The organism is Sphingomonas sp. AOB5 (genome assembly GCF_029433115.1).
In the GTDB taxonomy this organism is placed as follows: Bacteria; Pseudomonadota; Alphaproteobacteria; order Sphingomonadales; family Sphingomonadaceae; genus Sphingomonas.
Map to the genome: position 1 here is coordinate 1 of NZ_JARNTV010000104.1, position 6,338 is coordinate 6,338.

Here is a 6,338-nt window from a genome sequence, read left to right on the forward strand (position 1 = left end):
CGGCGCCGACCAGCGGGCCGCAGCCGCTCGCGCGGGACAGCCAGTCGAACAGGGCGGGGCGCTTGAGCGCGATCAGCATCGCGGCGCTGGCGCGCGGATCGGCTTCCTTCTGGCGATGACCGATGCCCTCGATATCGTCCTCGACCCATTCGGCCAAGCGCGCGGCGCGCAGGATCAGATCGAGCAGATCGGGCTCGAAAACATTGTCGAGCGCCAGCGCGCCGACCGTGGCGAACTGCATCGCATAGTCTTCGGGTGGTGCGAGGATATCGGTTCCCGTCCGTCCGATGGCGAAGGGGCGGGGAAGGACTTGCATCGGGCGCTTATCGGGCCGGGCCCGTCGCTTGCCAAGGGTGCGGGGCTATTCGCCGAACAGCGCGGTGTGGAACAATGCGGTCAGGCGGGCGCGGACCTTTTCCTTCACCTCGGGTGGCTTGGGCGAGTGGCCGCTATAGATGGTGCCGAGCACGTCGCCGCCCATCATGATCGCGAAGGCCATGCTGGCGCGTATCCGGCAATCATCCTCATCGGTGCCGCCGATCGCCTTGCCCAGCGGTTCGAGCAGATTCTCCTGCAGCGATTCGCGCACCAGTTCCGCGGTGGCCGGCGAGCCGGCGGAGCGGAGCATGATCATCATCCAGTCCACCCGGGTTTCGAGCGTGCCGCACTCGTCATCCTCGTCCAGCATCCACGATGCAAGCTGGGCGGGCAGGTCTTCGCGGGCGATATCTTCGAAACCGCCCTCCTCACCGCAACCAAGTGCCTGCTTGAAGAGTTGCTCCTTGCTGCCGAAATAACGGCTGACGAGAGCAGGGTCGACGCCGGCATCGCGCGCAATGTCGCGCACGCCGACATTCTCATAGCTCTCGCGGGCGAAGTGACGGCAGGCGGAAGCGAGGATTGCTTCGCGAGTGGCTGCCGCGTTCCGAGTGCGCGGCGCGCATGGGACGGGCGGCAACATGGGGCGCGATCATACCCAATTTTTTGTTTTAGTCAACACCTGTTGACATTAAGTCCACACTCGTTGACAAGCGCGTTCGCCAGGCCTAGCCACGGCGCCGTCAAGACCGGGAAACACCGGATCGGACGACCTGGGGGAGGATAGCCGGCCGGCACCGGACCAGGGACAAAACAATGAAATTCACGATTTCCCAAAAGCTTATCGCTGCCGCGGCGCTGGGCGCACTGCTCACTCTGTCCGCATGCGGCGGTGGGGCCGACTCGGGCCAGCAGCAGATGGGGCCGCCCCCGGTGACCGTCGCCACGCCGCTGAAGCAGGACGTGGTCGACTGGGACGAATATGTCGGCCGTTTCGAAGCGATCGAGACCGTGGACGTGCGTCCGCGGGCCTCGGGCTATCTGCAGGGCGTCTATTTCCGCGACGGCCAGTTCGTGCGGAAAGGGCAGTTGCTGTTCACCGTCGATCCGCGCCCGGCGCGCGCCGCGCTTTCTCAGGCGATCGCCCAGCTGGCGCAGGCCCAGGCGACGCTGGCGAACGCCCGCACCGAACTGGCGCGGTCGACCACGCTCGCCGCCTCCAACGCCGCGAGCAAGGAAGAAGTCGAGGCGCGCACCGCCGCCGTCCGTTCGGGCGAGGCCGGAGTTGCCGCAGCGCAGGCCAATGTCCGCGCCCGCCAGCTCGACCTGGGCTTCACCCGCGTGACCGCGCCGATCAGCGGCCGCATTTCCGAGCGCAAGGTCGATCCGGGCAATTCGGTTGCGGCCGACCAGACCGTGCTGACCACCATCGTCTCGGTCAGCCCGCTGCACTTCGTGTTCCAGGGTTCGGAAGCGCTGCTGCTGAAGTATCAGCGCCAGGACGCCGGCACCCAGAACGGCACGCCGGTGAGGATCAAGCTGAGCGACGAGAGCGACTACAATCATTCGGGCGTGCTCGATTTCGTCGATAACGCGGTGGATGCGACGGCCGGTACGATCCGCGCTCGCGCCATCGTGCCCAATCCGAACGGCTTCCTGAAGCCGGGCATGTTCGGCAATCTGCGCCTCGAAGGATCGCGACCCTATCCCGCGCTGCTGGTGCCGGACACGGCGATCGTCGCCGATGCCGCGCGCCAGACCGTCTATGTCGTCGGCAAGGACGGCACGGTCGCCGCGCGTCCGGTGCAGACCGGGCCGCTGGTCGGCGGGCTGCGCGTGATCCGTTCGGGCATCAACGCCAACGATCACGTCATCATCGGCGGGATCCAGCGTGCGCGTCCGGGTCAGAAGGTCACGCCGCAGACGGGCCGGATCACCCAGCCCGCCGCAACACCCGCCGCCCCGCCATCGAGCAATGCTCCGCCTGCCGCGACCGCACAGCCGGTCGGCCGATAAGGGCCGCACAACATGAACATCTCGAGTTTCTTCATCGAGCGTCCGATCTTCGCGGGCGTGATCGCGGTCTTCATCACGCTGATCGGCGCCTTCGCCTATCCGCTGCTGCCGCTGTCGCAATATCCGGAGATCGCGCCGCCGACGATCGCCATCCAGGCCGCCTATCCGGGCGCATCGGCCGAGACCGTCGCAGAGACGGTCGCCGCGCCGCTGGAGCAGGAGATCAACGGCGTCGAGAACATGCTCTACGTCACCTCCTCGGCAAGCCAGGGTGCGGCGCAGATCACCGTTACCTTCGCACCGGGCACCGATCTGGATGCGGCGCAGGTGCTGGTCCAGAACCGCGTCGCGCTGGCCGAGCCGCGCCTGCCCGAGCAGGTGCGCCAGGTGGGCGTAACCGTGAACAAGCAGGAATCGGGCTTCCTGATGATCGTGGCGCTCACCTCGCCCGACAAGAGCCTGGATACCGACTATATCGGCAACTACGCCAACACCGCGATCCGTGACCGGCTGCTGCGCCTTCAGGGCGTGGGCGGGGTCAACGTCTTCGGTGGCGGCAACTACTCGATGCGCGTGTGGATCGATCCGGACAAGGCGGCCGCGCGCGACCTGACATCGACCGAGATCATCGCGGCGCTGCGGGCACAGAATGTGCAGACCGCGGGCGGCGCGCTGGGCCAGTCGCCCTCGGGTTCGGGCAATCCCTCGTTCGAAGTGCCGGTGGACGTGCAGGGCCGCCTGAAGACGGTCGAGGATTTCGGCAACATCACCGTGAAGAGCGATCCGGCGAGCGCGTCGATCACGCGCCTGCGCGACGTCGCCCGGATCGAATTGGGCAGCCAGGATTATGCGATCCGCGGGTCGTTCGGCGGTCAGCGCGGCATCGCGCTGGCGGTGATCCAGCAGCCGGGCGCCAACGCGCTCAACGCAGCCGATCTGGTGCTGAAGGAAATGGAGACGCTCTCCAAGGATTTCCCGCAGGGCCTGAAATACTCGATTCCCTACAACCCCACCGAATATGTCGCGGCATCGGTCACGGCGGTGCAGGATACGCTGCTGGAAGCGGTGGTGCTGGTGGTCATCGTGGTGATGATCTTCCTCCAGACCTGGCGCGCGGCGGTGATCCCGATCGTCGCCATCCCGATCGCGCTGGTCGGCACCTTCGCGGTGCAGCTGGCGCTGGGCTTCTCGATCAATTCGCTGTCGTTGTTCGCACTCGTGCTGGCGGTGGGCATCGTGGTCGATGACGCGATCGTGGTCGTGGAGGCGGTGGAAAAGCATATCCGCGACGGCCTCAGTCCGCGCGAGGCTGCGCACCGCACGATGAAGGAAGTGTCGGGCGCGCTGATCGCGATCGGCCTGGTGCTGATCTCGGTGTTCGTGCCGACCGCGATGGTCGCGGGTATTCCCGGCATCTTCTACCGCCAGTTCGCGGTGACGATCGCAGCGGCATCGGCGATCTCGCTGATCGTGTCGCTGACGCTCTCGCCCGCCATGGCCGCGCTGCTGCTGAAGCCGCATGAGGAACATGGGCTCGATCACGGCCCGCGCTGGCTGCGGCCGGTGCGGGTGGGTGCGGCGAAGTTCAATCAGGGTTTCGACTGGCTGTCTGACCGTTATGGCCAGTTCACCAGCCGGGTGATCCGCATGGGCCTGATCATGATGATCATCTATGCGGGCCTGCTGGCGCTGACCGGATGGCGGCTGAACGCCACGCCGACGGGCTTCATTCCCGAGCAGGATCAGGGCTTCCTGATCGGCGTGATCCAGCTGCCGCCGGGCTCGTCGCTCGACCGGACCGAAGCGGTGATGAACCGTGCCTATGATATCGCCAGCAAGACCGAAGGCGTGACCACCGCGGCGGCCTTTGCCGGCCTGGACGGCGCGAGCTTCAGCCAGGCATCGAACTCGGCAGTGTTGTTCCTGAAGCTGAGCGACTGGAGCGAGCGCGGCGCGGCCAATTCGGCGCAGGCGCTGGCCGGCAAGCTGACCGGTGCACTGGGCCAGATCGACGGGGCGAATATCTTCATGATCGCGCCGCCTGCAGTGCAGGGTCTGGGCAATGGCTCGGGCTTCGTGATGATGCTGCAGGATCGCGGTGCCAATGCCGGCTATCGCGCGCTGGAAGGCGTGACCTTCGGGATGATGGGCGCGGCGGCTCAGGAAAAGAGCGTCACCCAGGTCTTCTCGCTGTTCAACACCGGCACGCCGCGCATCAAGGCGGACGTGAACCGCGACCGTGCGCAGTTGCTGGGCGTGGAGCCGCAGCAGGTGTTCGACGCGATCGGCACCTATATCGGCTCGACCTATGTCAACGACTTCAACCTGCTCGGCCGCACCTTCCGTGTGACCGCACAGGCGGAACCGGGCGCGCGTGACGATATCAGCGATATCGGCCGTCTTCAGGTCCGCTCGCGCAGCGGCGAGATGGTGCCGCTGTCGTCGGTCGCCACCTTCACCCGCGACACCGGGCCGCAGCGCGTGGTCCGCTACAACCTGCTGCCCGCGGTGGAATTGCAGGGTGCGGCGGCGCCGGGCGTGTCGTCGGGCGATGCGCTGGCGACGATGGAGAAGCTGGCGTCGGCCAACCTGCCGCAGGGCTACACCTATGAATGGACCGGGCTTGCCTATCAGCAGAAGGAGGCCGGCAGTTCGTCCGCGCTGATCTTCGTGCTGGCGGTGGTCTTCGTGTTCCTGGTGCTGGCGGCGCAATATGAAGCGCTCACCCTGCCGCTGGCGGTGATCCTGATCGTGCCGATGTGTATCCTTGCGGCGCTGCTCGGCGTGAACCTGAGAGGGATGGACAACAACATCCTGACACAGGTCGGCCTGGTCGTGCTGATCGCACTGGCGGCGAAGAACGCGATCCTGATCGTCGAATTCGCCAAGCAGGGCGAGGATCAGGGGATGAACCGGTTCGAAGCGGCCGTCCACGCCGCCCGGTCGCGCCTGCGCCCGATCCTGATGACCAGCTTTGCGTTCATCTTCGGCGTGATCCCGCTCGCGATCGCTTCGGGGCCGGGTCAGGAGATGCGGCAGTCGCTGGGCACCGCGGTGAGCTTCGGCATGCTGGGCGTCACCGTGTTCGGCCTGATCTTCACGCCGGTCTTCTACGTCCTGATGCGCAAGTTGGGCGCGGGACGGAAGGAGCGGGAGGCACAGGAACAAGACGCACCGCCACGTGATCCGGCGCCTGCGCTGATTGGAGACGCATGATGAAACGCAGCCTTGCCCTGCTGATGGCCGGCGCCGCGCTTTCCGGGTGCATGGTCGGGCCGAACTATGTCGCGCCCACGCCGAACGCACCCGCCCAAACGGCATTCACCCAGGCGAGCGCACCGGCTTTCGTGCCGGACGAGCCGCCCGCCGAATGGTGGAAGCTGCTCGACGCGCCGATCCTCGACCGGCTGGTATCCGAAGCGCTGACGGCGAACACCGATCTGCGCGTGGCGGCGGCCAATCTGAAGGCGGCGCGCGCGTCGCTGCAGGAGACGCGCGCCGCACGCCTGCCTTCGACCAGCATCACCGCGAGCGCGGGCTATGGCCAGCAATCGGGTTCGACGCTGGGGCTGAACGGGCAGGGGCCGCGCGGCGAGAGCTATGATGCCGGACTCGATGTCGGCTATCAGGTCGATCTGTTCGGCCGGATCGCGCGCGGGATCGAGGCGGGCCGGGCCGATGTCGATGCGGTGCAGGCCAGCTATGACCTTGCCCGCGTCACGGTCGTTGCCGAGACGATCCGCGCCTATTCGGACGCGTGCAGCTTCGGCCAGCAGCTCAAGGTCGCGCAGGACAGCCTGCGCGTGCAGGAGCAGACGTTCGACCTGACCCGCCGGCTGGTGGAAGGCGGGCGCGGCACCGCGCTCGACACCAACCGCGCTGCGGCTTTGCTCGAGCAGACCCGCGCCGACGTGCCGGTGCTGGAGGCAAGCCGCAAGGGCGCGCTGTTCCGCCTCGCCGTGCTGACCGGCAAGCCGCCCGCAGAGTTCCCCGCCGAAGTCGCG

Annotated in this window: 5 protein-coding genes; 3 read left to right on the plus strand and 2 right to left on the minus strand. The window is 66.9% G+C overall.

The window, feature by feature from the left end; all coding sequences use genetic code 11:
- Together P1X14_RS21305 and P1X14_RS21310 are read right to left on the minus strand one after the other, a co-directional pair.
- Window positions 1-316, minus strand: a 316-nt coding sequence (locus tag P1X14_RS21305) for a hypothetical protein (RefSeq protein ID WP_277317434.1), incomplete at its 3' end; no start/stop codon positions are given.
- Window positions 317-361: 45 nt separating this feature from the next.
- Complete coding sequence (locus tag P1X14_RS21310; protein ID WP_277317435.1) at window positions 362-961, minus strand: TetR/AcrR family transcriptional regulator; 600 nt, start codon at window positions 959-961, stop codon at window positions 362-364.
- 173 nt (window positions 962-1,134) lie between these two features.
- On the opposite strand from P1X14_RS21310, the gene P1X14_RS21315 reads away from it, so the two are divergent.
- From P1X14_RS21315 to P1X14_RS21325, 3 genes are all read left to right on the plus strand, one after another.
- Entirely contained in the window at window positions 1,135-2,334 is a 1,200-nt protein-coding gene (locus tag P1X14_RS21315; RefSeq protein ID WP_277317436.1) for an efflux RND transporter periplasmic adaptor subunit, read from the plus strand.
- A 12-nt stretch (window positions 2,335-2,346) separates the two neighbouring features.
- The gene (locus P1X14_RS21320) at window positions 2,347-5,550 is read left to right on the plus strand and encodes a multidrug efflux RND transporter permease subunit (RefSeq protein ID WP_277317437.1); all 3,204 of its coding nucleotides are present in this window, start codon (window positions 2,347-2,349) and stop codon (window positions 5,548-5,550) included.
- On the plus strand, window positions 5,550-6,338 hold a 789-nt coding region (locus tag P1X14_RS21325), incomplete at its 3' end, for a TolC family protein (RefSeq protein ID WP_277317438.1). The genes P1X14_RS21320 and P1X14_RS21325, both read left to right, overlap by 1 nt.